General features: G+C 71.9%; 23 protein-coding genes. 11 read left to right on the top strand and 12 right to left on the bottom strand.

The genetic code is table 11. From position 1 onward, the window contains the following. Positions 1 to 34 precede the first annotated feature (34 nt). The 3 genes from ACIQM3_RS28735 to ACIQM3_RS28725 are packed head-to-tail and all read right to left on the bottom strand — an operon-like array spanning position 35 to position 2,488. Positions 35 to 922 (bottom strand): alpha/beta fold hydrolase, encoded by an 888-nt coding sequence (locus ACIQM3_RS28735; RefSeq protein ID WP_401629219.1) that lies wholly within the window; start codon positions 920 to 922, stop codon positions 35 to 37. After that, positions 906 to 1,172 (bottom strand): acyl carrier protein, encoded by a 267-nt coding sequence (locus ACIQM3_RS28730; protein WP_401629216.1) that lies wholly within the window; start codon positions 1,170 to 1,172, stop codon positions 906 to 908. The genes ACIQM3_RS28735 and ACIQM3_RS28730 overlap by 17 nt, the downstream gene beginning before the upstream one ends. Positions 1,173 to 1,186: 14 nt before the next feature. Next, the gene (locus ACIQM3_RS28725) at positions 1,187 to 2,488 is read right to left on the bottom strand and encodes an NAD(P)/FAD-dependent oxidoreductase (RefSeq protein WP_401629213.1); all 1,302 of its coding nucleotides are present in this window, start codon (positions 2,486 to 2,488) and stop codon (positions 1,187 to 1,189) included. Positions 2,489 to 2,965: 477 nt separating this feature from the next. Between ACIQM3_RS28725 and ACIQM3_RS28720 the strand changes: the two genes are divergently transcribed. From ACIQM3_RS28720 to ACIQM3_RS28705, 4 genes are all read left to right on the top strand, one after another. After that, positions 2,966 to 3,376, top strand: a complete 411-nt coding sequence (locus ACIQM3_RS28720) for a DUF3291 domain-containing protein (RefSeq protein ID WP_401629211.1) — start codon at positions 2,966 to 2,968, stop codon at positions 3,374 to 3,376. Beyond that, positions 3,373 to 4,911, top strand: a complete 1,539-nt coding sequence (locus ACIQM3_RS28715) for an MFS transporter (RefSeq protein WP_401629209.1) — start codon at positions 3,373 to 3,375, stop codon at positions 4,909 to 4,911. The genes ACIQM3_RS28720 and ACIQM3_RS28715 overlap by 4 nt, the downstream gene beginning before the upstream one ends. Positions 4,912 to 5,213: 302 nt before the next feature. Next, positions 5,214 to 6,341 (top strand): SagB/ThcOx family dehydrogenase, encoded by a 1,128-nt coding sequence (locus ACIQM3_RS28710; RefSeq protein ID WP_401629206.1) that lies wholly within the window; start codon positions 5,214 to 5,216, stop codon positions 6,339 to 6,341. Positions 6,342 to 6,424: 83 nt separating this feature from the next. Continuing rightward, positions 6,425 to 6,910, top strand: a complete 486-nt coding sequence (locus tag ACIQM3_RS28705) for a hypothetical protein (protein ID WP_401629204.1) — start codon at positions 6,425 to 6,427, stop codon at positions 6,908 to 6,910. A gap of 102 nt (positions 6,911 to 7,012) precedes the next feature. Here the strand turns inward: ACIQM3_RS28705 and ACIQM3_RS28700 are convergent, their stop codons facing one another. The 4 genes from ACIQM3_RS28700 to ACIQM3_RS28685 form a co-directional block, all read right to left on the bottom strand. Beyond that, positions 7,013 to 7,897, bottom strand: coding sequence for an ATP-binding cassette domain-containing protein (locus ACIQM3_RS28700; RefSeq protein ID WP_401629201.1), 885 nt, complete (start codon positions 7,895 to 7,897; stop codon positions 7,013 to 7,015). After that, the gene (locus ACIQM3_RS28695; protein WP_401629199.1) at positions 7,894 to 9,699 is read right to left on the bottom strand and encodes a dipeptide/oligopeptide/nickel ABC transporter permease/ATP-binding protein; all 1,806 of its coding nucleotides are present in this window, start codon (positions 9,697 to 9,699) and stop codon (positions 7,894 to 7,896) included. The genes ACIQM3_RS28700 and ACIQM3_RS28695 overlap by 4 nt, the downstream gene beginning before the upstream one ends. Then, positions 9,696 to 10,637: an ABC transporter permease gene (locus ACIQM3_RS28690; RefSeq protein ID WP_401629196.1), complete on the bottom strand. Its 942-nt coding sequence runs from the start codon at positions 10,635 to 10,637 to the stop codon at positions 9,696 to 9,698. Before ACIQM3_RS28690 ends, ACIQM3_RS28695 begins: the two co-directional genes overlap by 4 nt. An 85-nt stretch (positions 10,638 to 10,722) precedes the next feature. Further along, entirely contained in the window at positions 10,723 to 12,252 is a 1,530-nt protein-coding gene (locus ACIQM3_RS28685) for an ABC transporter substrate-binding protein (protein ID WP_401629193.1), read from the bottom strand. A 234-nt stretch (positions 12,253 to 12,486) separates the two neighbouring features. Between ACIQM3_RS28685 and ACIQM3_RS28680 the strand changes: the two genes are divergently transcribed. Further along, the gene (locus tag ACIQM3_RS28680; RefSeq protein ID WP_401629191.1) at positions 12,487 to 13,146 is read left to right on the top strand and encodes a TetR/AcrR family transcriptional regulator; all 660 of its coding nucleotides are present in this window, start codon (positions 12,487 to 12,489) and stop codon (positions 13,144 to 13,146) included. Here the strand turns inward: ACIQM3_RS28680 and ACIQM3_RS28675 are convergent. Further along, positions 13,136 to 14,062, bottom strand: a complete 927-nt coding sequence (locus ACIQM3_RS28675) for an SGNH/GDSL hydrolase family protein (protein ID WP_401629188.1) — start codon at positions 14,060 to 14,062, stop codon at positions 13,136 to 13,138. The two genes, ACIQM3_RS28680 and ACIQM3_RS28675, sit on opposite strands and share 11 nt — an antisense overlap. 292 nt (positions 14,063 to 14,354) lie before the next feature. On the opposite strand from ACIQM3_RS28675, the gene ACIQM3_RS28670 reads away from it, so the two are divergent. Together ACIQM3_RS28670 and ACIQM3_RS28665 are read left to right on the top strand one after the other, a co-directional pair. Then, positions 14,355 to 16,664 carry a glycoside hydrolase family 3 C-terminal domain-containing protein gene (locus ACIQM3_RS28670; RefSeq protein ID WP_401629185.1) on the top strand — a complete coding sequence of 770 codons (2,310 nt, stop codon included), beginning with the start codon at positions 14,355 to 14,357 and terminating at the stop codon, positions 16,662 to 16,664. A gap of 1 nt (position 16,665) precedes the next feature. Then, entirely contained in the window at positions 16,666 to 17,958 is a 1,293-nt protein-coding gene (locus tag ACIQM3_RS28665) for a serine hydrolase domain-containing protein (RefSeq protein ID WP_401629182.1), read from the top strand. A gap of 67 nt (positions 17,959 to 18,025) precedes the next feature. On the opposite strand, the gene ACIQM3_RS28660 is transcribed toward ACIQM3_RS28665, so the two are convergent. Together ACIQM3_RS28660 and ACIQM3_RS28655 are read right to left on the bottom strand one after the other, a co-directional pair. Beyond that, positions 18,026 to 18,604, bottom strand: coding sequence for a TetR/AcrR family transcriptional regulator (locus tag ACIQM3_RS28660; RefSeq protein ID WP_401629180.1), 579 nt, complete (start codon positions 18,602 to 18,604; stop codon positions 18,026 to 18,028). A gap of 10 nt (positions 18,605 to 18,614) precedes the next feature. Then, entirely contained in the window at positions 18,615 to 19,934 is a 1,320-nt protein-coding gene (locus ACIQM3_RS28655) for a glycoside hydrolase family 1 protein (protein ID WP_401629177.1), read from the bottom strand. A 189-nt stretch (positions 19,935 to 20,123) separates the two neighbouring features. Here ACIQM3_RS28655 and ACIQM3_RS28650 point away from each other — a divergent pair, with 189 nt between their 5' ends. Further along, entirely contained in the window at positions 20,124 to 21,713 is a 1,590-nt protein-coding gene (locus ACIQM3_RS28650; protein ID WP_401629175.1) for a family 20 glycosylhydrolase, read from the top strand. Between the two features lie 67 nt (positions 21,714 to 21,780). Here the strand turns inward: ACIQM3_RS28650 and ACIQM3_RS28645 are convergent, their stop codons facing one another. Further along, positions 21,781 to 22,113 (bottom strand): hypothetical protein, encoded by a 333-nt coding sequence (locus ACIQM3_RS28645; protein WP_401629173.1) that lies wholly within the window; start codon positions 22,111 to 22,113, stop codon positions 21,781 to 21,783. Between the two features lie 132 nt (positions 22,114 to 22,245). Here ACIQM3_RS28645 and ACIQM3_RS28640 point away from each other — a divergent pair, with 132 nt between their 5' ends. Then, positions 22,246 to 22,659, top strand: coding sequence for an SRPBCC family protein (locus ACIQM3_RS28640; protein WP_401629170.1), 414 nt, complete (start codon positions 22,246 to 22,248; stop codon positions 22,657 to 22,659). A gap of 161 nt (positions 22,660 to 22,820) precedes the next feature. Next, positions 22,821 to 23,699, top strand: a complete 879-nt coding sequence (locus tag ACIQM3_RS28635) for a Rieske 2Fe-2S domain-containing protein (RefSeq protein WP_401629792.1) — start codon at positions 22,821 to 22,823, stop codon at positions 23,697 to 23,699. An 18-nt stretch (positions 23,700 to 23,717) separates the two neighbouring features. Here the strand turns inward: ACIQM3_RS28635 and ACIQM3_RS28630 are convergent, their stop codons facing one another. Beyond that, on the bottom strand, positions 23,718 to 23,906 hold the full coding sequence (locus tag ACIQM3_RS28630) for a cold-shock protein (RefSeq protein ID WP_393763039.1): 189 nt from the start codon (positions 23,904 to 23,906) through the stop codon (positions 23,718 to 23,720). Between the two features lie 258 nt (positions 23,907 to 24,164). On the opposite strand from ACIQM3_RS28630, the gene ACIQM3_RS28625 reads away from it, so the two are divergent. Beyond that, positions 24,165 to 24,773 carry a Dps family protein gene (locus tag ACIQM3_RS28625; protein ID WP_401629168.1) on the top strand — a complete coding sequence of 203 codons (609 nt, stop codon included), beginning with the start codon at positions 24,165 to 24,167 and terminating at the stop codon, positions 24,771 to 24,773. The last annotated feature ends 6 nt before the right edge of the window (positions 24,774 to 24,779 follow it).

Raw genomic sequence — 24,779 nt, 5'->3', positions numbered from 1 at the left:
GCGGGTGGGCAGGGCGCGGGTCCGCGGGATGTGTTCAGACGACGGCGGAGCCGGCCAGCAGTCCGGCGAGCGCGCTCACGGCCTCGGGGTCCCGGAGCATGGTGTAGTGGTCGCCCGGGACGGCCACCTGTCGTACGGGATGTGCGCTGAGCCCGCTCCAGCCGAGGTCCCCGCTGTCGGGCAGCAGTGAGCGCTCCGGCTTGACGAGGGTGAGGGGGCGCTCGATGGGGCCCGGCTCGTACGGGGCGGTGCAGCGGTTGTTACGGGACAGGCCGCCCTGGTAGGCGGCGTACAGCTTGCGCAGTCCGGCGAGTTCGGTGCCCCGCGGCAGGAGCCCCTGGTCGACGGCGGCGTCGAGCACCTGGGGCAGTCCGTCCTCGGGTGCGGCGAGGGACGGGACGCTCACGGTGAAGGGGCTGCGGCGCTTCGCCCCGAGGTACATCGCGAACCAGTCGAGGAGCATCGAGGCGTCGAGCAGTTCGTCGGTGCGCTTGAAGGCGGGGACGGGGGCGATGCTGTCGAGCAGGACGAGGTCCCGCAGGACGGCGCCGCGCCCGGCCGCTTCGAGCCGGGTGGCGATCTCGTAGGCGACGACGCCGCCGAAGGACCAGCCGACGAGCGAGAACGGCGCGGAGTCGGCGCCCGCAGCGGCGAGTTCGTCGAGGCAGCGGGCCGCCAGCGCCCCGACGGACACGACGGGTGCGCGGGGGTCGAGGGCCGCGGCGAGGAACTCGGGGACGTTGCCCAGGTCGAGCAGGTACAGGGCGGTGTCATCGGGCAGCTGCCCGGCGAGCGCCTCCCACTCACCGGCCGCGAGCGCGCCCGGGTGGACGGCGCAGATCCGGTGTGCCGCGTTCCCGCCCGCGTCCCGCAGGGTGCGCAGTACGGGGCGGGGTGCGGACGGGTCAGGCCGCGGCGACATGGTTCGCGCTCTCCTCGGCTATGTGCTCGGAGAGCGCGGCCACGGTCGGGTGGTACCAGAGGGCGGTCGCCTCCAGTTCGAAGCCGAGCCACTTCTCCAGCTCGCCGGCGAGGATGAGGGCCTCGGTCGAGTCGAGGTCGAATTCGTCGAAGTAACGTTCGACGTCGATCTCGGAGGCCTCGACCTCCAGGCGGACGGCCAGCTTCTCGACCAGCCAGGCCTGTGCTTCCGTTACGGTGACAGTCTGCATGGGAGTACCTCGATTCACTTCTTGACGGCGTGGGGACGGAGATCACGGGTGATGGACTCGGCGGCCTTCAGCCCTGAGACGAAGCCGGCCTCGTGGGACCCGATGAGGTCGTGGCCGATCTTCGGGGAGTGGAAGTACGAACCGGCGAGCTTGACGCGTCCGGTCTCGTTGACCGAGTAGATGGTGCGCTGCATGGTGCGCACGTCCAGGTCGATGATCGGGTGGGTGAACGGCAGCTCGCGGATGACGAGTTCGTCCCGGGGGACGATGGGCGAGTCGAGCGTGACGAAGTAGTCCTTGCTCGCGGTGAAGCCCTGGAGCGAGTTCATGTAGTACGCGACCCAGGTGCGGGTGCGCCCGTCCACGGTCTTGAGGCCGTAGTTCCAGCTCTGCCAGCGCTCGCGGTTGGGCGGCATGGCCGCCGGGTCGGTGTGGAGGACGGCGCTGGTGGAGCTGTAGCGGACCTTGCCGAGGATGTCGGCCTGGAGCGCGGTGGGCTGTTCGAGCATCGCGAGTGTCTGGTCCGCGTGCGAGGCCAGGACCGCGTAGTCGTAGCGCTCCTCGCCGTCGGCCGTGCCGATGACCACCCCGTCGGCCTCCTCGCGGACCCGGGTGACCGGGCTGGAGGTGCGGACCTTGCCGTGGATGCCGGCGACGACCCTGCGTACGTACTCGATACTGCCGCCGGCCACCGTCTTCCAGTTGACCGTGCGGCCGCCGAGGCCGCCGGGGTCGTGGGACATGAAGAAGGCGATGACGGTCGTGGCGGGCATCTCCCAGATGAGCTCGGCGGGGACCGACCAGACGGCGGTGGCGAGCAGCACGACGTAGCCGTACTTGAAGGCGTCGGAGTATCCGCCCCTGCTCAGGTACTCACCGAGCGCCATGTCGGTGCGCTTGCGCAGGAAGTCGCGCGGGGCCTCGCGGTGGAAGCGCTCGGCGTCCCGCCACAGGGTGAGGAAGTCGGCCGGATAGCGCTTGGCGATCTCCTCCTCGGTCAGTTCGAACTCGGTCGTTCCGTAGTCGAGGCCACGGTCGAGGTCGAAGAAGTCGAATCCGCCCGTGTGGTCCAGGGCGGGGGCGCCGATCTCCTCGAAGAACGCGGTGATCTGCGGGTAGGTACGGGAGTTGAAGACCACGAAGGCGGTGTCGATGCCGATCGTCCGGCCGTCCTCCTCCTCGACCTCGACGGTCAGCGCGTGACCTCCGGGCCGGTCGTCCTTCTCGTACACGGTGACTTCGACGTCGTCCGGCAGGTGGTGGGCGGCGGACAGTCCGGATATGCCGGCACCGACGACAGCGACACGGGTGGTCATGGCAGGCAGCCCTTCGGCGTGAGCGGTACTCGTGGAACCGGTCGCGGCGGCGCGACGACGGCTGGGGCGCAGAGGAGTGAGACCTCTGGGGCGGAGAGTTCGCCTGTGCCCCGTTGCGGCGTTGACGGCCGGTGTGACGGCGGCGTCGCTGCGACGGCGGGGTGTGACGACGGCGGTGTGAACTGTGTCCGGCGACGGGGCCGGCATGGCCAGAAACGTAGGTCTGCCGCCGCGCGGGGGTCAATCACCGGATCGGGGATGCCCGAGTGTCCATCGGAAGATCCGATGGGCTGAAAGAACGGTGTCCGGATTCGAACGTCTCTGCGCTCGTAGCCGCTATTCGGCCAACTCCGCGCACCATCCGAAGTTCATCCTTCGTGACTGTCCGGATCGAGGCCAGGGTGGGCTCTTGTAGGAGGCAGGTAACCCTGCCCCCAGAGCCCTGTGTCATGTCGCAGTAGTAGAGGAGAGGCTTCCATGCCCACCATTCCCTGGATGCCAGGGGCAGCCGCCGACGAAGCGACCGCCGACTCCGGCCAAGCCGTGGTCATGGCGTCCAAGCTTCAGGTCAGCTCGCTGCTCCACGTCCCCCGGTTCTTCCTGCTGTCCCTCGTGGTCTGGAAGCAGGTGCGGTCGGCGCCCGGCGTCATCGGCGCCTCGCTGCGGGCCGAACCGCTGAAGAAGACCTTCTGGACCCTGTCGGCGTGGAGCGACCAGGAGGCCCTGGACACGTTCTCGCGCTCGGACCCGCACAAGGGCATCGTCGGCCGGCTCCGCAAGGTGATGGCCCGTTCGGTGTTCGTCTTCTACCCGGCGGCCCGCGAGAGCCTGCCCGCCGGCTGGGACGACGCGGTGAAGCGGCTGGCCGACAAGGAGGCGGGCCGATGAGCGCCGTCACGGGACAGGCTCCCGCCGACACGCCCCCGAAGCCGGTGATCCCGCGCGGCGGGCTGGTGCTGACCGCCGCCTGCCTCGGGCTGTTCATGTCGTTCATCGAGGTGACGGCGGCGATCTCGACCCTGCGTGCCCTCCAGGTGGACATGCACGTCGCCCCCGCCGACCTGAGCTGGGTGTCGAGCACCTACACCCTGGTCGTGGCCGCCTGTGTGCTCTCCGGTGGCGCACTGGGCGAACGCTTCGGCCGACGCCGTGTGTTCGTCATCGGCGTGGTCGCGCTCGCCGCCGGTTCACTCGTGGTGGCGACCGCGAGCGGCTTCCCGCAGGTGCTCGTCGGACGGGCGATCAGCGGGGTCGGCGGCGCGCTGGTGCTGCCGACGTCACTCGCCATCATCACCACGACGTTCTTCGTCGATCTGCCGCGCATGCTGCGCTACATCACCATCTGGGTGTCCATGTCCGGCGTCGGCCTCGCCGTGGGCCCGCTGCTCGGCGGTGCGCTGCTGGACCGGTTCGACTGGCCCGCGGTGTATCTGGTGAACGCCCCGCTCGCGGTGGTGACCGTGGCCGTCACCCTTTACGCGGTCAAGGAGACGAAGGTCCCCGACCGCGCCCTCGACCTGCCGGGCCAGTTCCTGTCCGTCGTCGGCCTCGGCACGCTGGTGTACGGGATCGCGGTCGGCGGCCGTGAGGGCTACGGCGACCCGGTGGTGGTGACCACCCTGGTGGTCGCGGTGGTCGCCCTGACCGCACTGGTCCTGGTCGAACGGCGGGCGCCGGTGCCCATGCTGGACGTACGCATGATGGCTTCGGTCCCGCTGTCCGCCACGCTGGTGGTCGCGGCGAGCGCGCTCTTCACCTTCGTCGGCGTCGTCTTCCTCGAGGTGCTGTTCCTGCAGCGGGTCCAGGGCACCGAGCCCATGGCCACCGGCCTCAAGCTGCTGCCCGCGATGGTCGCGTTCGTCCTGTCCACCCTGGTGGCGCAGCGGATCGCGGGCAAGGTCGGGCCCGCCCGGCTGCTCGCCGTGGGCTCACTGGTCACGGCCGCCGCCGCCATCGTCCTGGTCCGGCAGCAGCCCGACAGCACGTACGGGATCACGGCCGTCGGCCTGGCGCTGCTCGGCCTGGGCAGCGGCCTCGTGGTCGCCCCGTCGACCGCCGCGGCCTTCGCCGTGGCGGAGCCGGCCCAGATGGGCGCGGCCTCCAACGCGGTGACCGCTTTCCGTCAGGTCGGCTCGGTGCTCGCCACCGCCGTCCTGGGCTCGGTGCTCGCCGTACGGTTCATCGGCGCGCTGCCGGACCGGCTCGACACCGCCCATGTGCCCCCGGAGGTCGCCACGCAGGTCGTGGCCGTGGCGCGCGAGGGCGGCAACAGCGCCGGCCGTTCCACGCCTGAGGTCACGGAGGCCGTCAGCGCCTCGTTCAACGTGGGCATCCACACCGGTCTGTGGGTGGTGGCGGGGGTGTCCGCGCTGGCCGCCGTGCTCGCCTTCGCGTTCATTTCCCGTAAGCCGAAGGAAAGTTAGCATTTCGAATTCCTGATACGGGTTCAGGATTTCTGATAGCGCACAGAGTACCTCCGAAAATGTATGTACCCGGCGTCCGCGGAGTGGTGTCATTAATCAACGCGGAGAACTCACCTCGCCGGTTCGGTAATTCGAGGGGAGGCAGGGAAATACCCCCGCACGACTGACGAGGGGCCTGGGCGGTAAGCGTTCCGGCTGCGAGACGGACCCTGTCCCGCAGCCGGACACGCCCCGCCGCATCAACAATCGCCTTCCGCCGCAACGCCCCCGGTGCGTCCAGAAACAGACAAGGAGATTCCACCATGAAGGTCCGCCGCCGGGATCACCTGGTCTGCAGCTGGCATCCGGACGGGTTACGCATGGGAATTCCCGGGGAGCGTCGCTGGATCGAGATCACCCCCGATCTGCTCGACCTCCTTTCGAAAGCCGGCGAGGGGACCGACACGGACGAGCTGGCGAGGCGGTTCCCCGCCGAGCAGCACGACCGGGTCCGCAGCGCCGTGGGAACCCTCACGGAGCTGGGTGTGCTGGTGCCGTACGAGGACGCTCCCCCACTGCGGGACCGCCGGGACACCGTCGCCGGGCGGTTCCACGAGACCCGGGACGCCGAGCGCCTGGTGCACTCCCCCGCCCGCGTGGAGCTCGCCGAGGACCTCGTGGGCGAGGACGGCTCCCCCGGCATCTTCAAGGAGTACCCCGGCAGCCCCGTCGTGCTGCTGCCGCGCAGGCCGCTGCGCCTGGCCGCACCGGCCGGGCCGGCCTTCACCACCCGGCGCAGCCACCGCAGATTCAGCGGCGCCCCGGTCTCGCTCGACCAGCTCGGCACCCTGCTCTTCCACAGCTTCGCCCCGCACCGCTCCCTCCACGGCGGCCCTTCCGGCGCCCAGCGGGCCAGGGCCGGCTCCCCGGCCGGCGGCCGGCACGAGGCCGAGGCGTACGTCGTGGCCTACGACGTCGAGGGGGTCCAGCCGGGCCTCTACCACTACTCGGCCGCCCGACATGCCCTGGAGCTGCTCGGCACGGACGCCTCCCGCGAACGTGTGGCCGAGCTGACCTACCATCAGGAGCCTGCTTACGAGGGCGCGTTCACGGTCTTCACCACGGCTGTCGCCGACCGGCTCGCGTGGAAGTACCGCCACCCCCATGCCTACCGGCGGTGGATGCACGACGCCGACCACTACGGCCGGACCTTCGCCCTGACCGCCACCGGGCTGGGTCTGGGCCCCTTCCAGACGGTCGCCTTCGCCGACAGCGAGGTGGAACGGTTCCTCGGTGTCGACTCCGACGAGGAGTTCGCCGTGTACCTGCTCTCGGCGGGCATCCCGGAGCGGCCCGGCCCTCTGGCTCCCACCGGTTTCGCCTTCCCGCCGCTGTCGGAGGCGGCCCCCGCGCCGTGGGCGGCCCCCGCGCCGTGGCCGGCGGCGGGCTGATCCGGCTCCTCGGGCGCGCCCGGCGCCACACCGTCCGACCTGCCCGCACCTTCCATTCGCCGCGCTTTCGGGAGGACCTGTCCATGCACCCCACCGTCGCCCGCCCTCCGGTCACCCGCCACGAACTGCTCACCGAACTGGTGAGCCAGGCCGTCGGCGACGACCGCTGGCTCACGGCCGCCGTCTCGCTCGACGCCTTGGAGAACGACGGGGAACTGGCCCGCAGCGTCCTCCTGGAGGCGGCCGAACGCCTGGCCGTGTCGGCGAAGACCGCCGATCCCGCCGACCTCCTCTGGGCCGTACGCAAGGCCGCGCTGAGATCAGTGGCCCCGGCACCCGTTTCCGTACTCCCCAGGGCCGGCGACGATCCCCGCCGGCCCCGCGCGGGCGCCGGGTTCGGGGCCGCGGAGCAGGACGAGGGCGGCGCGCGGCCGACGACGGGTTCGCACCCCGCTCGCACTCCGGCGGCCGCCGCCCCCGCGCTCGGCTCCCTGCGGCGCGGCCCGGAGCTCGATCTGGGCGCGCTGGTCGACGCACTCGGCTTCATGGAGGTCACCGAGACCCGGTGAACGGGCTCCCCCCGGAGCCCGTGCGCCGTACCTACGGGGCGGTGCCGGGCCGGCTCGTCGGGCAACCTCCCGACGGGCCGGCCCTGCCCCGCCCCGTAGGCGTCAGCCGGCGTCGGCGGTCGGTGCGGCCGCTTCCCCGCCGAGGGTGGCGGCCGACTCCCTGCGACGCCGCTGCTCCGCGACGTCGGCCACGGGAGCGGACAGCATGAGGGCCCGGGTGTACGGGTGCCGGGGGTCGGTGGTGACGTCGTGGGCGTCTCCCGTCTCCACGAGGGACCCGCCCTTGATCACAGCCACCCGGTGGCTCATGAAGCGCACGACGGAGAGGTCGTGGGTGACGAAGAGGTAGGCGACGCCCGTCTCCTCCTGGATCTCCAGCAGCAGTTCGAGAACCGTGCGCTGGGTGGTCAGGTCGAGCGCGGACACCGGTTCGTCGCAGATCACGAGCCGGGGACGCAGCGCCAGCGCGCGGGCGATGGCGACACGTTGACGCTGGCCGCCCGAGAACTCCCTGGGCAGGCGGCTCGCCGCGTCCGGTGGGAGGTGGACCCGCTCCAGGAGGTCGCCCACCCGGCCGCGTGCCTCCCGGACGCTCGCACCGTGCCCCAGGAGGGGCTCGCTGAGCGTGTCCCCGACGGTGCGTGAGGGGTTCAGCGAGGTGTACGGGTCCTGGAAGACGACCTGGAGGTCGCGGCTGAGCTCACGGCGGCGCGAGGGTTTCGCCGTGTCGATGCGCTCGCCGTCGAAGGTGACGCTGCCGGAGCGGGCCGGCACGAGCCCGAGGACGGCGCGCCCGATCGTCGTCTTGCCCGAGCCCGACTCGCCGACCAGTCCCAGGGTCTCGCCCGGCCGGATGTCGAGGGAGACGCCCTTGAGGATCTCGGTGCGCGGGGCGCGCCATCCCTTGCCCGGGAAGGAGACCCGGAGGTCCCTGATCCGCAACAGGGCCTCGGGGACGGTGGATTCGGTGGTGGCGGTGCTGCTCATGCGGTGGTCCTCCTCGCCTCTCGGGGCTGCCAGGGCGCCCGGACCGGGGCGTCGTCGAGGACCGCGCCGAGCAGGGTCCGGGTGTAGGGGTCCCTGGGGGAGCGGAGGACCTGGTCGGTCGTTCCGGTCTCGAGGATCCTGCCGTCGCTCATCACGGCGACGCGGTCGCAGAGGTCCGCCACGACGCCGAGGTTGTGGGTCACCAGAAGCACGCCCAGGCCCCGGTCCTGCTGGAGCCTGCGCAGCAGACCGAGTATCTCGGCCTGGACCCGGACGTCCAGGGCCGTGGTGGGCTCGTCGGCGATGAGGAGCTCCGGGTCGCAGGACATGGCGCCCGCGATCAGGACCCGCTGGGCCATGCCCCCGGAGATCTCGTGGGGGTACAGCCGCATCGTCCGCGCGGGGTCGGGGATCTCCACCAGACGCAGCAGGTCGATAGCCCGTTCGGCGGCCTCCTTGCGCGAGATGCCGAGGACGTGCCGCATGGGTTCCATGAGCTGGCTGCCGACGGTGAAGGCGGGGTCGAGGTTGCTCATGGGTTCCTGCGGCACGTACGCGACGGTGCCTCCCCTCAGCCCGCGGTGAGCGCGCTCGGGCAGCCCGACGACCTCCTGGCCCTTGATCATGACGCTGCCCGAGGCGACCCGCCCGCCCTCGGGCAGGATCCCGAGCACCGAGAAGGCGGTCTGGGTCTTCCCGGAGCCCGACTCCCCCACCAGGCCCACGATTTCGCCGGGGTGCACGTCGAGGTCGATGCCGTGCACCACTTCCTTGCCCGTACCGTCCGGGCGGGCGTAGGTGACGGTGAGGCCACGGACCGAGAGGAGTGCGCCCGGTTCCGACGGGCTGTCCACGACCGGCGCGGGCGGTGCTGCCTGGGTGCGGGGCCTCCTGCGCCGCCGCCCGGCCGGCTCGCCTCCGCGGTCCTCCAGTACGTCGCGCAGTGCCCCGGCGAGGAGGACGAGGCTGCCGTTGGTCAGGCCGAGGGCCAGTCCGGGCCAGAGGATGAGCAGGGGCGCGCGCTGGATGTTCTGGAACGCCTCGTTGAGCATCGCGCCCCAGGTCGCCGCCGAGCCGCTGCCGACGCCGAGGAACTCCAGACCGGCCTGGAGACCGATGGCGATTCCGGCGACGAGGGCCACCTGGATGATGAGGGGGCCGCGGACGACGATCAGGATGTGCCGGGCGACGATGCGGGTGTCGGACAGCCCGGAGACTTTCGCGGCGTCGACGTACAGCTCCTTGCGGACGTTGGCGACGATGCCGCGGACCAGACGGAAGAAGGCGGGGGCCACGAGCACCCCGAGCACGATCATCAGCACCCAGACGTTGGGGCCGAGGATGGCGCGGGAGGCGAGGAGCACCACCATCGCGGGCAGCGCCATGACGAGGTTGACGGCCCAGTTGGCGACGGAGTCGAACCGGCCGCCGTAGTAACCGGCGTACAGGCCGGACGGCACTCCCAGGGCGAGGGCGATCGCCAGGGCGACCACCGCCCCGCCCAGTGTGTTGCGTCCGCCGTACAGGATGCGCGAGAGGATGTCCCGGCCCGCGGAGTCCATGCCCATGGGGTGCGCTCCGTCGGGCGCCGCGAACGCGTCGCCGAGCGAGGAGACGTCCGGGGCCTGCGGTGCGATCAGGGGCGCGAGGACGACGCCGGCGACGAGCAGGAGGAGCATCCCTGCGGAGATCGCGCCGAGCGGGTTGCGCAGGAGCCTGCGCAGACTGCCGCCGGCGGAGCCTGGGTCCGGGGCGGACGGGTGGGACGCGGCAGCCGCGTTGGCCGGGAGGTTCTCGCTCATGCGGCCCTCGCCTTCGGGTTGAGCCAGCCGATCATGGTGTCGACCAGGAGATTGATCAGGACGACGCCGATCACGGTGAACATGACCAGCGCCATGATCACGGGGATGTCACCGCGGGTGGTGTAGGTGACGGTCATGCTTCCGATGCCGGGGAGCCCGAAGATCTGTTCCACGAGCACCGCACCACCGAGCAGGCCGACGAACTGCATGCCGAGGACGGAGAGCGCCGGCGCGGACGCGTTGCGCAGGACGTGCCGGAACACGATCCGGGAGGTGGGCAGTCCGCGTGCGCGCAGCGTACGGACGTAGTCCTGGCGCAGCACGTCGACGACGGCGCCCCGGACCTGCTGCGAGACCCCCGCCACGGAGGCGACCGCGAGGGACAGGACCGGGAGTGTGACGGTGGAGAGCCAGGCGCTGGGCGACTCGGTGAACGGGGTGTACCCGATCGCCGGGAACCAGTTCAGGTTGACCGCGAAGACGAGGACGATCACCAGGGTGACGAGGAATCCCGGCAGGGCGTACCCGACCACCCCGAGGATCTGTACGAAGCGGTCGGCCGCTCCGCGCCGGACGCCCGCCCAGACGCCGAGCAGGAACGACACGACGGTGGTGACGAGGGTGACTCCCAGCGTGAGGCTCGCGGTGACCGGCAGCCGGCCTGCGACCGCGGTCCCGGCGTCCTCGCTGGTGAACCAGGAGGTGCCCAGGTCGCCGCGGACGGCGTGCGCCAGCCAGTCGGCGTACTGCACGAGGACGGGCCGGTCCAGGCCGAGCGAGGCGTTCTTGGCGTCGACGGCAGCCTGGTCGGCGCCCTGGCCGAGGAGTTGCCTGCCGACGTCCGCGTCGGAGACGGACAGCAGCAGGTAGGAGAGGAGGGAGATGACGACCAGGAGCACAGCCCCCGCCGCGATCCTTCGGGCGATGAAGTTCAGCATGGCACTCGGTATCTGTTCGGCACTCGGCTGTGCGCGGCCGGCCGCCGGGGGCGGTCCCGCCTCGGGGACGGCCCCCGGCGGGGCGTCATGAGGCGGGGGCGTAGTTGTAGATCGACGGAACGGCCATGCCGGACTGCGGGGTGATCTTCACCGTGCCGTCCGAGACGTGCAGGTAGGTCATCCGGTAGAAGGGCACGAACCAGCCCTCCTCGACGAGGTGCGTGTTGAGCGCCGTCGCCGCCTGCTTCGCCTCCGCGCCGGTGCCGGTCCGGATCCGCGGTATCAGCTTCTGCACGGTGGCGTCGGTGGTGCCGAACATGTTGAAGGCACCGGGAGTCACCAGCTCGTTGACGACGACCCAGTCGGACGAGGACTGCCCGATGTTCATGACCATGCCGGAGTAGGCGCGGTCGGTGAACACCTTCTGGACGGCCGAGCTGCCGTCGAGGTCGTCCCAGACCAGCGTGATGCCGATGGCCTTGAGGTCGGTCACGAGCGACGCGGCCAGGGCGTCGTTGACGATCGCGGAGATCCGGGGAAGCTTCAGCTCGAAGCCCTTGGCGTAACCGGCGGCCTTCAGCAGGCTCTTGGCCTTCGCCGGGTCGTGGGACCAGTGGGTGTCCAGCTTCGGGTCGTAGCCCTGGGTGTCGGGGCCGAAGACCTGGGCCGTGACCTTGCCCCGCTTCTGCCGGATGGTGGAGAGCATCGTGTCGCGGTCGATCGCGAGGTTGAGCGCCTGACGGACCCGGGGGTCCTTGAGGGCGGGGGTCAGCGCGCCGGCGCGGTCGAACAGCAGCAGCCCCTGGAAGTCGAATTCCTGCTTCGTCGTCTTCACCCGGGGGTCGGACTCGATGCTGATCTGCTGGTCGGCGCTCTGCAGGAGGGCCGCGTCGACCTGGCCGGTCCTGATGCCGTTGACGATCGCCGTCTCGTTGTCGAAGAAGCTGATCGCGAGGTTCTCGTAGGGTGCCTTCTCGCCCCAGTAGTCCTTGTTCCGCTCGTAGACCCACTTGGTCCCGATGGTCGTCCTCGCCTTGACGAGGCGGTAGGGGCCCGTGCCGTCAGGGGTGGTCTTGAGGCTGTCGGCCTTCGCGAACTTCGCGGGGTTCGCCATCAGACCCGCCGCGTCACTCAGGTAGAAGAGCATGGCCGGGTCGGCCTGCTCGAGCTCGAGCGTCACATGCGTGGGGTCCACGACCTCGACGGCCTCCAGACCGTTCAGCCACTTCGCGTCGGCCCCGCCGCCCTTCTTGAAGTGCTCCATGTTCGCCTTGACGGCGGCCGCGTCGAAGGCCGTGCCGTCGGCGAACTTCACGTCCTCGCGCAGGGTGAGGGCGAGCTCGGTGGCGTCCTCGTTGTACGTCCACTCCGTGGCGAGCATCGGGCTGAAGTCACCGTTCGGCTCCCGCTTGACCAGGGTGTCGTAGGCGGCCTGGAAGAACGGCAGCGCGCTGCCCACGGCGTGCGCCGGGTCCAGGCTCTGAGGGAAGGTCAGCGTGGCGATGTCCAGCTGCGAGTCGCCGGAGCTCTTGGTGGCCGAGCCCGCGCATCCCGCGAGGGCGAGGGACATCGCCAGGGCGGCGGCGAGAGCCCCGCTCCGAGTGGTTCTGCTCATGGATTCGCTCCGTCTGGAGGGCCGGGGAAGGACGTCCCGGGTGAGAGTGGCGGTGAGCCTACACACGGAATTAACCAGTTGGTAGGTTTTTACGGCACGAGTTCGCTCGCCTGGTAAATTCCGGGTGAGCATGACGAACCCGCAGGTCAGGACAGTCGCGGTGGACCGCCCTCGAGGCCGGCCCTGCGAGCGGCAGGGCGGACGGCTGCCCCACGACGGCAGGAGGCCGCCGAGTTGAGTGACCGACCCGAGGATGTCCCGCAACGCCTGACGAAGGGCGAGCGCACCCGCGCCCGCATCCTCGACTCGGCGACGGAGCTCTTCTCCCGAACCGGCTTCAACGCGGTCTCGCTGCGCGACATCGCCGCGCACGCCGGGATGACCCACGCAGGGCTGCTCCACCACTTCCCGGGCAAGGAGGCCATGCTCCTGGAGGTGCTGGCGCAGCGGGACCGTACGGACGCGCAGACCGTCTTCCCCGACATCGTCCGGCCGGGGACACCGGCGCAGGCGTCCGACCGGCTGCGCGGCCTGGTCGACCTGGTGGTGCGCAACAGCCGGACACACGGCATGGTCGCGCTCTACACGAAGCTGTCCGCCGAGGCGACCGACCCGGGCCATCCCGCGCATCACTACTTCAGGGAGCGCTACCGCGTCGTCAGGGCGGAGCTGACCGGACTCGTCGGGGCCCTGCAGGCCGAGAGCGCTTCGCCCCCCGACGTGGAACCCGGCGTGGTGGCCGTCCAGTTGCTCGCCCTGATGGACGGCCTCCAGACACAGTGGCTGCTGGAGCCCGAGGCCGTGCCGATGGAGGCGCTGGTACGCGCGTTCCTGGCCCGGCTCGGGCTCGACCCCGACGACGGTGCGGGGAGGGACGCCCCCGTCAGCGCGTGAGCGTCGCGAGTGCGGCATCGGCCGTGCTTCTGTGCCCGGCGGCGTTGGGATGGAACCCGGCCGCCTCCGCCGTGTCCCCGGGCTCGATCCAGCGGACGCCGGCCGGCTTGCACGCGTCGTGCCCGACGGAGGGGGCGTACGCGTCGACGTACACGCCCCGCCGCTCCCCCGCCTGCTGCGCGAGCATCGAGTTGAGCTGCTTCTCCTTGTCCCTGATCCAGGGGAAGTCGCCGGTCGCGAGGGACACCGTCGGGCGACAGGCCGTCCCGTCGTCGGGGAAGATCGCGGGGTATCCCACCACCAGCACCCTGGCGTTCGGTGACCTGCCGTGGATCTCCGCGAGCACCGCGGCGACCTTCGGGGCCGTGGTGGCGATGCGGGAGCCGATCTCGTCGGTGCCGAGCAGCGTGTAGCTGCTCTTGCAGGGAGCGCCGTACGGGGCCAGTTGGCCGAGGATGACGCAGCGCGTGAGGATGCCGGCCAGGTCGAGGTCGTTGCCGCCGATGCCGAGGGTGACGAGGGTCGTGTCGGGCCGCAGGGCGTCGAGCTGGGGAGGCGCCGTCTCCTGCGGGTTCGTCATATGGCTCGTGTCGGCCCCGGCGCAGGTGGCGTCGGTGAACGAGGCGGCGCCGAGCTCCGCCGCGACGAGGGACGGGTAGTTCCTGGACGAGCGGCCGCAGGTCGCGTCGGTCTGGTCGGGTACGCCCGGTCCGGAGCTGAAGGAGTCGCCGAGCGCGACGTACCGGACGGCCTCCTTCCCGCTCACGCCCGGGCGTTCCGCGGGGCCGGCGGAGGCGGCTCCCGCGGAGGCGGCCAGCGCGGCCATGACGGTGACGGCGGCGAGCGGGACGCGCACCGCCCGGCGGGAGCGGGCGGAGAGTCCGGCCCGTGAAGAGGGCTGACCGGCAGGGGGCATGACCGTTCCTCGTTTCGTTCAGGGAAAGGAGGCGCGGCCTCAGGACGCTGTGCACTGCACTGTCCCGGAGCGGCGCGGCTCGAGCGCGAAAACCGTACGTTGAACGGTTTCTAACCGTCAAGGGGTCGCGCGGGAACCCGCGCACCGCATGCCCGCCGCACGACTGACGTGCGACGCGCCCCCTTGACGTCTAAAACCGATCAATTTACGGTTTTCAGATCGCCCGGGACCGGGCACCGCCCGGCCGGCCGCCGCCCAGCCGCTCCTCCCGCCCCGACCCGTTAGGTGCCGCATGACCCAGCAGCCCCCTCCTCCCCCGGCCACGGAACCGGCCGCTCCGCGGCTCTCCCTCACCGAGAAGGCGTCCCTGACCAGTGGCGCCGGTGACTTCGTCACGACGGCCGCGCCGGAGGCGGGCATCTCCGCCGTCACCATGTCCGACGGTCCGCACGGGCTGCGGCTCCCGAAGGAGAGCGGCGACGGGGGCCAGATCGATCTGCACAGTGCTGCCCCGGCCACCTGCTATCCGCCGGCCGTGGCGCTGGGCAGCAGCTGGGACCCGGAGCTCGCCCACCGCGTGGCGGGTGCACTCGCAGACGAGGCGGCCTCGCACGGGATCCGTGTCCTGCTCGGGCCCGGCATCAACATCAAGCGGTCCCCGCTGTGCGGGCGGAACTTCGAGTACTTCTCCGAGGACCCGCTGCTGACTGCCGAGATGGGCGGTGCGATGGTCCGGGGGCTCCAGGAGTCGGGCGTCGGCGCCGCACTCAAGCACTACGCGGCGAACAACCAGGAGACCGACCGCATGCGCGTCAGCGCGGACATCGACGAGCGCCCGCTGCGCGAGATCTATCTGCGGGCCTTCGAACGCATCGTCCGCCGCGACCGCCCCTGGTCCGTCATGTGCTCCTACAACGCGGTGAACGGCACGCTCCTCTCCGAGAACTCCCGGCTGCTCACCGGCATCCTGCGTACCGAGTGGGGCTTCGACGGCGTCGTCATGTCCGACTGGGGGGCCGTACGCGACCGGGTCGCCGCACTCCGCGCCGGGCTCGACCTCCAGATGCCGGGCACGCACGGCCGCACAGACGCCGAGGTCGTCGCGGCGGTGACGGCGGGAGAGCTCGACGAGTCGGTGCTGGACACCTCCGTGGAGCGGCTGGCCCTCTTCGCCCGGCGGGCGGGCGAGGGCGGGCGCCCCGGCCCCCGGATGTCGGCCGACGAGCACCACCGTCTCGCCGGGGAGGCCGCCGACCGGTGCGTCGTCCTCCTCAAGAACGAGCGGCACGTCCTGCCGCTCGACCCGTCGAGCGGCAGCGTCGCGGTCATCGGCGAGCCGGCACGCACGCCGCGCTACCAGGGCGCGGGCAGCTCCCAGGTCACCCCGACCCGGCTCGACACGCCCCTGGACAAGCTGCGCGAACTTGCCGACGGTGCCCGCGTGGACTTCGCCCCCGGCTGTCCGGCCCCCGGCGGCGAGGCGGCGGATACGGCCGGGGCCCTGGCTGACGAGGCCGTGCGCCTGGCGGCTGCCTGCGACACCGTCGTCGTCTTCCTGGGCCTGTCGGCCGCCGACGAGTCCGAAGGGTTCGACCGCGGTCACATCGACCTGCCGGAGGAGCAACTCCTGCTGCTGGAACGCCTGGTCGCGGCTAACCCGCGTGTGGTGACCGTGCTCTCCAACGGCGGCGTGGTGCGCACCGCTCCCTGGCACGACACCGTCCCCGCCCTGGTCGAGGGCTGGCTGCTGGGACAGGCGGGCGGTGGCGCCCTGGCCCGGGTGCTCTTCGGCGCCGTCAACCCGTCGGGCAAGCTGGCCGAGACCGTCCCGCTGTGCCTCGAGGACTCACCGAGCCATCTCTCCTTCCCGGGGGAGGAAGGGCATGTCCGCTACGGCGAAGGCGTCTTCGTCGGATACCGGGGCTACGACGCCGCGGCACGCGAGGTCGCCTTCCCCTTCGGGCACGGCCTCTCGTACACGTCCTTCACGTACTCCGGCCTGCGGGTCGAGCGGGACGGTGACGCCTTCTCCGCGAGCGTCACCGTCACCAACACGGGCCGGCGCCCCGGACGCGAAGTGGTCCAGATCTACAGCAGCGGACCGGCCGGGTCCACGGTCGCCCGCCCCCCGAGGGAGCTGCGCGGCTTCGTGTCCGTGACCCTGGCCCCCGGTGAGAGCCGTGAGGTCGCCGTCGGGATTCCGCGCGGTGAACTCGCCTACTACAGCGCACGCGAGGCCGGCTGGCGGGTCGAGGGCGGCGACTACGGCATCGAGGCCGGCGCGTCCTCCCGGGACATCCGCGGGTCGGCCGTGATCAGCGTGGAGGGTGATCCGTCGGGCGTCGCACTGAGCGGCCGCAGCACGATCGCGGAATGGCTGAACCACCCGGTCGGTGGTCCGCTGTTGATGGAGAGGTTCATGGCCGCCCGGGCCGCGGCGGGAGCAGCCGCCGGCGCCATGGAGAACCCGACGATGGCGCGGTTCCTCGCCGGTATGCCCCTGGAGGTGGTCGCCGAGTTCCCGCAGAGCCCCGTGGGGCCCGAAGGGGTGGCGGAGCTGACGGCCTTGGCCGCAGCCGGCACGCCCGCCGGGGACGGGTGAGATGACAGGGCACCCGACGGTGGCCGGAAGCGTGCGGCCGGGCTGGGAGGCGGTGCGGGAGGCCTTCGCACAGGGCCAGGCGCGGGATCCCGGTCACGCCCAGCTGGCCGTGCACCACCACGGCCGGCTGGTCGTGGACCTGTGGTCCACGGGTGCGGCGGTCACAGGCGCCGGGGGCCCGGGCACGGAGGTCCCGGGCGCAGGGAGCCCGGCCGCCGGGGGCCCGGGCACAGGAGCCCCTGGACCCCGGCCGTTCGGCCCGGACTCCGTCTGCGTCCTGATGTCGGTCTCCAAAGCCCTGGTCGCCGTCTGCGCCCACCTCCTCAGCGAGCGCGGCTTCCTGGACCTGGACGCACCGGTGGCCCGCTCCTGGCCGGAGTTCGCCGCCTCGGGCAAGGGGGAGACCACGGTCGCCGACCTGCTCGCCCACCGGGCGGGCCTCCCCGCGTTCACAGCCGACCCCGGGGGGACACCGCTGCCCGGCCTGCTCGACGGCGGAGCGCGGACACGCGCGCTCGCGGCGATGCGGCCCGTATGGCAACCGGGGTCGGCGTTCCTCTACCACGCGCTGACCTACGGGCATCTGGTCGGCGAGGTCGTCCGCAGGGTGTCGGGACGGAGCATCGGCCGGCTGTTCGCCGACGAGGTGGCCGGGCCGCTGGGCCTGGATCTGTGGATCGGCCTGCCGCAGCGGGAGGAGCACCGGTTCGTACCTCAGTCCGCCGGCCCGCCGCCCACAGCCGAGCGGATCGCGGCGGCTGTCGGAGGGTTCGGCCTGGCGCCGGACCACCCGCTCGGCACCTCGTTGCGGGCCTCGGCGGCCGAAGTGGCCGGTGTGATCGATGCGTTGGGCCGAAGGGAGGGGCGGGCCGCCGGGATACCGGCCGCCGGCGGCATCGGGAACGCCCGATCCCTCTCCCGGCTGTACGCCGCGCTCATCGGCCGCGTCGACGGCATACGGCTGCTGTCACCCCGCGCCCTGGACCTGGCGCGCACCCCGCACACCGACCATCTGCCGCAGCCCGCGCCGCTGCACCGGTTCGACGGCCCCGACCGCTCCCGCTTCGGGCTCGGCTTCGAACTGCCTCGCCCCGGCGAGCCCCTGCTGGGCACCGGCTCCTTCGGGCACGCCGGCGCGGGCGGCCGCCTCGGCATGGCCCACCCGGAGAGCGGACTCGCGGTCGGTTACGTCTGCACGGCGATGACCTGGGAGCCGTCGGCCGGCCCCGACCCGCGGTGGGTGCCGTGGACGACGGCTGTCATGGAAGCCGCGGGGCTCCCCGCCCCGGCCTGACACCGTCACAGGCCTCCGCGAGGAGGAGCGTGGGTACCGGCGGCCATCGCCGGTGCCCACGCTCCTCTCAGCCCTCCGCGTCGAGCGCGAGCAACCGCATGATGTCGTCGATCGGCTGCTCCATGTCCGTCGTACGGTCGATGAGCCACTGGAGCTGGATGCCGTCGGCCACCGCGAGCAGCAGCACCGCCAGCCGGTCGGCGGGGATCTCCGTGGTCATCCGCCCCTCGTCCATCCGCGCCTGGACATAGCCGGCGACACGCTCACGCAGGACCGGATAACGCTCCGCGAAGTGCGCGTGCGCCGGGTGCCCGGGGTCGCCGGCCGCTGCCGCCATGGAGACGAACAGCTCCACCAGGCCCGGGGTCTTCGCCCCCTCCCGGATGATCTCGCGGTAGCTCTCCGGGCTGGTGCGCTCGTCCTGCCGCGCCCGGGCGGTCTCGTCGCGCATCCGGAGGACCTGCGTGAGCAGATCCTCCTTGGAGCTGAAGTAGTGCATCAGGCCGGGCAGGCTGAGGCTGCACTTCGCGGCCACCTTGCGCAGCGAGGTGCCCCGGTATCCCTCGGTGGCGAAGATCTCCAGAGCCGCCTGCAGGATCTCGGTGCGCTTCGCCTCGCCCTTTTCGTACGGGCCCCGTTTCGCCATGCCCAGCAGCCTAACCGGCGCCGCGGACACGGGCGGGCCCGGTCGCCGGGAGTCCGTCGGGCGCGCCGGGTCCGTCAGGTCCGTCCGGGATGCGGCCGGCCCGGGCGAGCGAGCCGAGCCATCCGGCGGACGGCTTGGGCGTACGCGCGAAGGTCCGCGGGTCGACCGCGATCAGCCCGAACGTCGGCCGGTAGGAGCCCCATTCGTAGTTGTCCAGGGCGCTCCAGTGCAGATAGCCGCGGACGTCGATCCCGTCGCGCATGGCCGAGGCCAGGCTCGCCAGGGCCCCCGTGGTGTACGCGATGCGCTGCTCGTCGTCGGCCGTGGCGATGCCGTTCTCCGTGACCAGGACCGGGACGCGCGGGCCGACGACGTCCGCGGTGTGCCGTACGGCCTCCCCCAGCGCCTCGGGGTAGACCTCCCAGCCGGTGAGTGTGGTGGGAGCACCCGGCGGGACGGGCAGCGGGCCGTCCTTCCCGACCCGGTGGCGGGTGTAGGCCTGGACTCCGATCCAGTCGTCCTCGCGGGCGGCCTCCAGATAGACGTCCTCCCGTGGCCGGGCGTACGCCGCCATGGCCTCCTCCGCGCCGGGTTCGGCTCGGTAGGCCTGGTTGGCGACCGTCCACCCCACCTGGAGCGTCGGGTCGGCGGCCTTCAGGACGGCGGTGGCGGCCCGGTGGGCGCGGATCAGCGCCTGCGCGACGGAGGCGTCCGGCTCCGCGGAACCGGGGTCGAGCGCGGCACCGGTCCGCTCACCGTCCGCCGCCCGTCCGGTGCTGTCTCCCGACGCGAGCCCGGCCCCGCGGATCAGCGTGTGCATCAGCGCGATCATGTTCGGTTCGTTGATGGTGGCGACGTGCCGCACGCCCGGCAGGAGGATCTCCGTGGCGACGCGCGCGTACGAGGCGAAGAGGTCCGCCGAGTCGGGCGAGGCCCAGCCGCCGAGGGCGCTGAACCACCGCGGGGAGGTGAAGTGGTGCAGGGTCACCACCGGTGTCAGCCCGCGCTCCAGTGCTCCGCGCACCATGGCGCGGTAGTGCGCGACGGCGGCCCGCGACACCTGTCCGCGCTCGGGCTCGACACGGGCCCACTCGATGCTGAACCGGTAGGCGTTGAAGCCGAGTTCGCTGAGCAGGTCCATGTCCTCGGGCCAGCGGTGGAAGCTGTCGGCCGCGTCTCCGCTGCGCTCCGCGACGAAGGTGCCGGGCCGGTTCTCGATGGCCCACCAGTCGCTGGAGACGTTGTTCCCCTCGACCTGGTGGGCGGAGGTGGAGGCGCCCAGCAGGAAGCCATCCGGGAGTGCGAGTCCTGGCCCGGTCGGGGGCGTCATAGGGGAGCTCCTTCCGCAGCGGGGCGGAGGACCGCGTGAGCCGGCCCCCGCCCCGTGAAAAGCGTTCATTGATCGGTTTTCGTGTTAGCGTACAGGCGCACCTGGCCTGCAGGAAGAGGCAACGACCTCAGCGCCCCACCGCGGGATCCCAGTCCGCACATCCGCAGAGAGCAGCCGGTGGAGGAGACCATGAACGCCGTCATTCCCCAGCCCGAGCGGCAGGACGCGGCCGCCCCCGGCCCGGGTCCGCACGCCACGGGGCCGTGGCGGATCCACGCGGCGGACGACCGCCTGACCGCGATGGCAGGGACCGTCCGGACGCTGCTCGAACCCCACCTGGGTGACCGCGCGGACACCGCGGCGGCCACCCTGACGCTCGCCCTCGACGAGACACCCGGGCCGCACGGCCGGACGGTGGGCGTCGCCCCCTGCGGAGCCGCCGAACCCGTCGACGAGTCCTACCGCCTCACGGTCACCGGGTCCGGCATCACCTGCCTGGCGGCCACCCCCACCGGAGTGTTCCGGGCCGCGGCCACCGCCCTCCAGCTCATCGCCACCTCCACCGGCCCCATCCCCTGCCAGGAACTGCGCGACTCTCCCCGCTTCGCCTGGCGCGGCCTCCTGATCGACCCGGCACGCCACCACCTCACACCCGCAGAGGTGCGCCGCGTCATCGATCTGGCGGCGCTCTACAAGCTCAACGTGCTGCACCTGCACCTCACGGACAACGAGGGCTGGCGCCTCGAGATCCCCGGCACCCCGGAACTCACCGCCGCCGGGCCGGACGGCACCCCGCGCGACTTCTACACGGCCGAGGACTACGACGCCCTCCAGCAGTACGCCGCCGAACGCTTCGTGACGGTCGTCCCCGAGATCGACCTGCCCGGCCACTGCGCCACCCTGCGCGAGGCACTGCCCGGCCTTCCGGACGCCCCGGCGCCCGAGGGCCTGAAAGGGCGCTTCCCGTACGTCCCACCGCTCGACCTCGCGGACCCGGGCACCCGTGAGGCCGTGGCTTCGGTGCTCGCCGACGTGTGCCGGCTGACCGACGGCCCGTTCGTGCACGTCGGCGGCGACGAGGCGGTCGGGGCGACCCCGGACAGCTTCGCGCACGCGATCCGTGAACTGCGCTCGCTCGTACGGGAGTCGGGGAAGCGCCCACTGGCCTGGCAGGAGTCCTCACGCGCCGGCATCGGCCCGGACGACATCGCGCAGTTCTGGGTGGACGTGCCGATGATGGACCTGCCCGACACCCCGGAGGAGCTCGCCGGCCGCCCCGAACTTCTCGCGGCGGGCCACACCCCCGAGCTGATCGCGGCGCTCAAGCGGTTCTTCGCCCCCAGCGACCACGACCTCTCCCGCATCCTCGAAGGCGGCGGCCGCGTACTCCTGTCCCCGCAGTCCCACCTCTACCTGGACCGCGCGTACGCCCCCGAGGTCGTCCCGTCCGCCCAGGCCTCGACCGCGGCACGTGTCGGATTCCCCGCCTACCGGCCCCTCGGCGTCCAGCACACGGCCGCCTGGGACCCCGCCTCCCACGCGATCCCCGACGACCACGTCGCCGGCGTCGAGGCGACCGTCTTCAGCGAGTCGGTCGAAGGGCTCGACGACGTCACCGTCCTGCTGCTGCCGCGCCTTCCGTCCGTCGCGGCAGCAGCGTGGGCCGGAAGGGCACCCCGCTGGGACGACCACCGCGTCCGGGTCGCCCGCCACGCGCGTCTCTGGCAGCAGCGCGGGCTCACCTACCTCGCGTCGACGGAGATCCCCTGGGACGAGTAGAGCTCGCACAGCGTGCGCCTTCGGCGGCCGTCCCGCCGCGCCCTTCGTACCCCGCCCGCCCCGGCGTCTAAGGTGCCTCCTCCGTCCCGTCGGCATCGAGTTCGGCGGCCCCGGCTTCCCAGCGCCGGCGCCGCTCGGTGACGGGCTGTTCCCACCACGGCGTGCCGCGTTCACCGAGCGCCACCTTCGCCGTGTGCACCCGGCTTCGCGCCGCGGCCTCGGCCGCCGAGTCCTCGTTCCGGCGCGCGGCGGCCACCGCACGCCGGGCCGCCATGAGGTGACGGCGCAGACCGGCGGCGACCTCCTCGGGAATCTCCGGGTCCGTCGCCCGCCACCGCCGGCCGTTCACCACGATGTACCGGCCGTCGGGCGTCCGATCCGGCTGCGTACGAGAGTTCATCCTGCTCATGCTGCCGCACGCACGGGCGGGGACCGCCCGGCCGCCCGGGAGCGGCGCGGGTCGCTGCGCCACGCGAGCGACACGGGCCGGGCTGCGTTTCGGCGGGAGACCGGGGCGGGCAGAGCGAGAGGCATGGGCGACTACGACAAGACGATCACAGTGACAGTGCCGCCGGAGCGGCTGTTCTCCTACCTCGCCGACGTGCAGAACCTGCCCGCCTATCTGCCGCGGTTGACTTCCGTCCGCCCGCACGGCGGTGACCAGGTCACCGTCACCGCCCACATCGACCCGCCTGACGCCCCTGAGCAGGACGTCACCAGCGAGGCCTGGATCCGTGTGATCGAAGACGGCAGGAGTCTCGAATGGGGCGCACCCGGCCCTCACGACTATCGCGGCCGTCTCCACGTCGTGCCCGGCGACGGCGCGGACACGTCGAAGCTCACGGTCGAGCTCCACACCGAGAGCGCCGAGGGACGACAGATCGACGACGGCCTCCAGGAAGCCCTGCACGGCATCAGGGACGCCGTCGAGTCCGCCGAACACTGACGCGGGACGTGTGGCCTCCACACAGTCTCCCCCTTCGGAGGGACATAGCGGCAAGACCGTTTTCGGCGTCGGTGAGCGGTTACCCGCCTTGTATGGACGAGACTTCAGGAATCGATGACCGCGGTCGTACCGGTGGCACCGCGCTCCGGGCGGTGCGCCGCATGCTGCCGTCGCCGCTCGGCCCCGGCCGCGTCCTCCGGGGCATGGACCGGCTGGAACGCGCCTCCGCGCTCGACTCGGCGGTCGAGCTGGTGAGCAACCGCGTCCGGGCACTTCCCCTGGGCGCCTGGCGGGACGTGCTGCACGGACGCTGGCTGGGCCACCCCGTCCACCCGGTACTGGTGGAGGTGCCGATCGGCACCTGGTTCTCCGCAGCGGTGCTCGACTGCCTCCCCGGGCAGCGACGCGCGGCGGGTGTCCTGATCGGCGTCGGGATCGCGGCCGCCGCGCCGGCGGCCCTCACGGGCTGGGTCGACTGGGCTGAGCAGGGGCCTCGGCAGAAGCGTGTGGGACTCGTCCACGCGGCGGTGAACGGCACGGCCGTGGTTCTGTACGGCGGGTCGCTGGTCGCTCGCCTGCGGGGGCGCTCCGGCTTGGGGAAGGCCCTCGGGCTCGCGGGACTGTCCGTGGTCGGGGTCGGCAGCGCGCTCGGCGGCCACTTGGCGTACCGCCAGGCGTCGGGGGCCAACCACGCGGAATCGGTCTCGAACACGGTGGGCGCCGGGTGGCACGAAGTCGGCGCCGTGTCCGACTTCGAGGTCGGCCGGCCGGTCCGGCGCCATGTCGACGGAGTGCCCGTCGTGGTCGTCCGCGAGAGCGGCGACGAGGTGCACGTCCTCGCCGATGCGTGCAGTCACATGGGAGGCCCGCTGTCCGAGGGCACTGTCAGCGACGGCTGTGTGCGGTGCCCTTGGCACGGCAGTGTCTTCCGGCTGGCCGACGGCTGGAACGTGGGCGGGCCCGCGACCGCACCCCAGCCGGCCTTCGAGACGCGGGTTGTCGGCGCTCGCGTGGAAGTCCGGCTGATGAGCGGCATCTGAATCCCGCGGACACCACGGCTACCGGATCTGTACTCGCTCGGCCTGAGGTCCGCGCTGCCCCTGGACGACGTCGAAGCAGACGGACTGACCCGCCGCGAGCTCCGTGCACGTGCCTTCCATGATGGCGGAGAAATGGACGATGATCTCCGGTCCACCCGCACTGGGCAGAATATAGCCATAGCCTTTTTCACTACTGAATGCCTGCACTGTCCCGTTGAACACACTTGCCTCCGACGCAAGGAGAGGGGAAATCCCCTTCACATTAAGGCTCGTGGGCGACGCATTCGGGTAACACACCCGTGGACTTGGCGACAGCGTCTCCCGGACCCGGAGCAGTGACCAGGCAAGTGGGCAGACGGGCGTCACCCCCGCAGGTGCTTTGCGGCGCGGACCACCGCCCCTCTGTTAGGGATCCCCCAGGAGAGGGCAGAGGGAAATGCGTAAATCACCATAGAGGGAGAAGTCATGGCAGTTTCCACCCCTGGCTACACCGTCCCCGGCCTCACCACCAAGGAGGGCAAGCAGCTCATCTCACTGCTGAGCACGCGCCTGCACGCCCTCAACGATCTGGCGCTCACCCTGAAGCACATCCACTGGAACGTGGTGGGTCCTCACTTCATCGCCGTCCACGAGATGCTCGACCCACAGACAGCCGCCGTGAGGGCCATGGCCGACGGCACGGCGGAGCGCATCTCCGCGCTCGGCGGTGAACCGCAGGGCACCCCCGGCGCCCTGGTGGCCGGGCGCACCTGGGAGGACTACAGCATCGGCCGCGCCGACACCCTCGCGCACCTCGGCGCCCTGGACCTCGTCTACACCGGCGTCATCAAGGACCACCGGGCGGCGGCGTCCAAGGCCGGTTCGATCGATGCGGTCACCGAGGACCTTCTCATCGAGCATCTCCGTTCCCTGGAGCAGTTCCAGTGGTTCGTCCGGGCTCACCTGGAGAGCACCGGCGGCTCTCTCTCCACCGCCGGTACCACGACCGAGCAGCAGGCCGCCAAGGCCGCGTCCCCTGCCCGCAAGGCGGCCGCGAAGAGGCCGGCCGGCAGGGCCGGTAGGTCCAAGGCCTGAGGACGG

Source organism: Streptomyces sp. NPDC091271, assembly GCF_044757505.1.
GTDB lineage: Bacteria > Actinomycetota > Actinomycetes > Streptomycetales > Streptomycetaceae > Streptomyces.
Note: the sequence above shows the minus strand (reverse complement) of the source record. Positions and strands in the feature narration are given on the sequence as shown.

What these genes read in the sequence shown, in the direction of transcription:
- ACIQM3_RS28665 (WP_401629182.1), top strand. Translation starts at nt 16,666, where the DNA reads ATGACAGGGCACCCGACGGTGGCCGGAAGCGTGCGGCCGGGCTGGGAG.
- ACIQM3_RS28700 (WP_401629201.1), bottom strand. Translation starts at nt 7,897, where the DNA reads ATGAGCAGCACCGCCACCACCGAATCCACCGTCCCCGAGGCCCTGTTG.
- ACIQM3_RS28730 (WP_401629216.1), bottom strand. Translation starts at nt 1,172, where the DNA reads ATGCAGACTGTCACCGTAACGGAAGCACAGGCCTGGCTGGTCGAGAAG.
- ACIQM3_RS28705 (WP_401629204.1), top strand. Translation starts at nt 6,425, where the DNA reads ATGCACCCCACCGTCGCCCGCCCTCCGGTCACCCGCCACGAACTGCTC.
- ACIQM3_RS28735 (WP_401629219.1), bottom strand. Translation starts at nt 922, where the DNA reads ATGTCGCCGCGGCCTGACCCGTCCGCACCCCGCCCCGTACTGCGCACC.
- ACIQM3_RS28715 (WP_401629209.1), top strand. Translation starts at nt 3,373, where the DNA reads ATGAGCGCCGTCACGGGACAGGCTCCCGCCGACACGCCCCCGAAGCCG.
- ACIQM3_RS28645 (WP_401629173.1), bottom strand. Translation starts at nt 22,113, where the DNA reads ATGAACTCTCGTACGCAGCCGGATCGGACGCCCGACGGCCGGTACATC.
- ACIQM3_RS28635 (WP_401629792.1), top strand. Translation starts at nt 22,821, where the DNA reads ATGCTGCCGTCGCCGCTCGGCCCCGGCCGCGTCCTCCGGGGCATGGAC.
- ACIQM3_RS28725 (WP_401629213.1), bottom strand. Translation starts at nt 2,488, where the DNA reads ATGACCACCCGTGTCGCTGTCGTCGGTGCCGGCATATCCGGACTGTCC.
- ACIQM3_RS28690 (WP_401629196.1), bottom strand. Translation starts at nt 10,637, where the DNA reads ATGCTGAACTTCATCGCCCGAAGGATCGCGGCGGGGGCTGTGCTCCTG.
- ACIQM3_RS28650 (WP_401629175.1), top strand. Translation starts at nt 20,124, where the DNA reads ATGAACGCCGTCATTCCCCAGCCCGAGCGGCAGGACGCGGCCGCCCCC.
- ACIQM3_RS28710 (WP_401629206.1), top strand. Translation starts at nt 5,214, where the DNA reads ATGAAGGTCCGCCGCCGGGATCACCTGGTCTGCAGCTGGCATCCGGAC.
- ACIQM3_RS28625 (WP_401629168.1), top strand. Translation starts at nt 24,165, where the DNA reads ATGGCAGTTTCCACCCCTGGCTACACCGTCCCCGGCCTCACCACCAAG.
- ACIQM3_RS28695 (WP_401629199.1), bottom strand. Translation starts at nt 9,699, where the DNA reads ATGAGCGAGAACCTCCCGGCCAACGCGGCTGCCGCGTCCCACCCGTCC.
- ACIQM3_RS28640 (WP_401629170.1), top strand. Translation starts at nt 22,246, where the DNA reads ATGGGCGACTACGACAAGACGATCACAGTGACAGTGCCGCCGGAGCGG.
- ACIQM3_RS28670 (WP_401629185.1), top strand. Translation starts at nt 14,355, where the DNA reads ATGACCCAGCAGCCCCCTCCTCCCCCGGCCACGGAACCGGCCGCTCCG.
- ACIQM3_RS28655 (WP_401629177.1), bottom strand. Translation starts at nt 19,934, where the DNA reads ATGACGCCCCCGACCGGGCCAGGACTCGCACTCCCGGATGGCTTCCTG.
- ACIQM3_RS28675 (WP_401629188.1), bottom strand. Translation starts at nt 14,062, where the DNA reads ATGCCCCCTGCCGGTCAGCCCTCTTCACGGGCCGGACTCTCCGCCCGC.
- ACIQM3_RS28720 (WP_401629211.1), top strand. Translation starts at nt 2,966, where the DNA reads ATGCCCACCATTCCCTGGATGCCAGGGGCAGCCGCCGACGAAGCGACC.
- ACIQM3_RS28685 (WP_401629193.1), bottom strand. Translation starts at nt 12,252, where the DNA reads ATGAGCAGAACCACTCGGAGCGGGGCTCTCGCCGCCGCCCTGGCGATG.
- ACIQM3_RS28660 (WP_401629180.1), bottom strand. Translation starts at nt 18,604, where the DNA reads ATGGCGAAACGGGGCCCGTACGAAAAGGGCGAGGCGAAGCGCACCGAG.